Source organism: Psittacicella hinzii, assembly GCF_003585885.1.
Classification (GTDB): Bacteria; Pseudomonadota; Gammaproteobacteria; order Enterobacterales; family Psittacicellaceae; genus Psittacicella.
Genome location: NZ_NRHC01000018.1, coordinates 1 through 1,845, shown reverse-complemented (window position 1 = coordinate 1,845; position 1,845 = coordinate 1). Strand labels below are relative to the sequence as shown.

The window sequence follows — 1,845 nt, the reverse complement described above, 5'->3', positions numbered from 1 at the left end:
GTTCTTTAACAATTTAACAGACAATCTGTGTGGGCATTTAACTAGCTCGAAAGAAATACATTATTTAGTACTCATAAGAACTAAATAAAACTAAATATTCTACTTTAGAATATATTCCTATCGACTAGTTATAATGACCTGATTAATTCATTAAGTAAGTTTATTTAATAGTTTTTTGGTTGTAGAAACCTTAGTTTTATTACTATTAGATAAATGATTATTTAATTTAATTAAATAAGATTAGATCAGTAGTTTTAACGAGTTTATAGATCAATATATTTATATATCTTCAATTGAAGAGTTTGATCATGGCTCAGATTGAACGCTGGCGGCAGGCTTAACACATGCAAGTCGAACGGTAACAGGAGAGAGCTTGCTCTCTTGCTGACGAGTGGCGGACGGGTGAGTAATGCTTGGGAATCTGCCTATAGATGGGGGATAACCATTGGAAACGATGGCTAATACCGCGTAATATCGAGAGATTATAGAGTGCATTTTGTACTTGTCTATAGATGAGCCCAAGTGAGATTAGCTAGTTGGTGAGGTAATGGCTCACCAAGGCGACGATCTCTAGCTGGTTTGAGAGAATGACCAGCCACACTGGAACTGAGACACGGTCCAGACTTCTACGGAAGGCAGCAGTGGGGAATATTGGACAATGGGGGCAACCCTGATCCAGCCATGCCGCGTGTATGAAGAAGGCCTTAGGGTTGTAAAGTACTTTCGGTAATGAGGAAGGTAATTATTGAAGGATAGTTGCTTGACGTTAGTTACAGAAGAAGCACCGGCTAACTCCGTGCCAGCAGCCGCGGTAATACGGAGGGTGCGAGCGTTAATCGGAATTACTGGGCGTAAAGGGCACGCAGGCGGATTGGCAAGTTAGATGTGAAAGCCCCGAGCTTAACTTGGGAATTGCATTTAAAACTACTAATCTAGAGTTGTTTAGGGAGGGGTAGAATTTCTCGTGTAACAGTGAAATGTGTAGAGATGAGAAGGAATACCGAAGGCGAAGGCAGCCCCTTGGGAACAAACTGACGCTCATGTGCGAAAGCGTGGGGAGCAAACAGGATTAGATACCCTGGTAGTCCACGCCGTAAACGATCTCGATTTGGAGGCTGGAGCTTTATGTTTTGGCTTTCGTAGCTAACGCGTTAAATCGAGCGCCTGGGGAGTACGGCCGCAAGGTTAAAACTCAAATGAATTGACGGGGGCCCGCACAAGCGGTGGAGCATGTGGTTTAATTCGACGCAACGCGTAGAACCTTACCTACTCTTGACATCTAGAGAATCCTTGAGAGATCGAGGAGTGCCTTCGGGAACTCTAAGACAGGTGCTGCATGGCTGTCGTCAGCTCGTGTTGTGAAATGTTGGGTTAAGTCTCGCAACGAGCGCAACCCCCATCTTTAGTTGCTACATTAAGTTGAGAACTCTAAAGAGACTGCCGGTGATAAGCCGGAGGAAGGTGGGGATGACGTCAAGTCATCATGGCCCTTATGAGTAGGGCTACACACGTGCTACAATGGTTTATACAGAGGGTTGCCAGACGGCGACGTTGAGCTAATCCCTTAAAGTAAATCTAAGTCCGGATTGTAGTCTGCAACTCGACTACATGAAGTCGGAATCGCTAGTAATCGCAAATCAGAATGTTGCGGTGAATACGTTCCCGGGCCTTGTACACACCGCCCGTCAAACCATGGGAGTGGTTTGTACCAGAAGTAGATAGCTTAACCTTCGGGAGGGCGTTTACCACGGTATGAATCGCGACTGGGGTTAAGTCGTAACAAGGTAACCGTAGGGGAACCTGCGGTTGGATTACCTCCTTATAATAGTACTAGATGTATTATTG

At 44.8% G+C, this 1,845-nt stretch carries 1 rRNA gene; it reads left to right on the top strand.

The annotated features are described in order from the left end of the window. The first annotated feature begins 290 nt into the window (after positions 1-290). Positions 291-1,822, top strand: a 16S ribosomal RNA gene (locus CKF54_RS01805). Positions 1,823-1,845 lie beyond the last annotated feature (23 nt).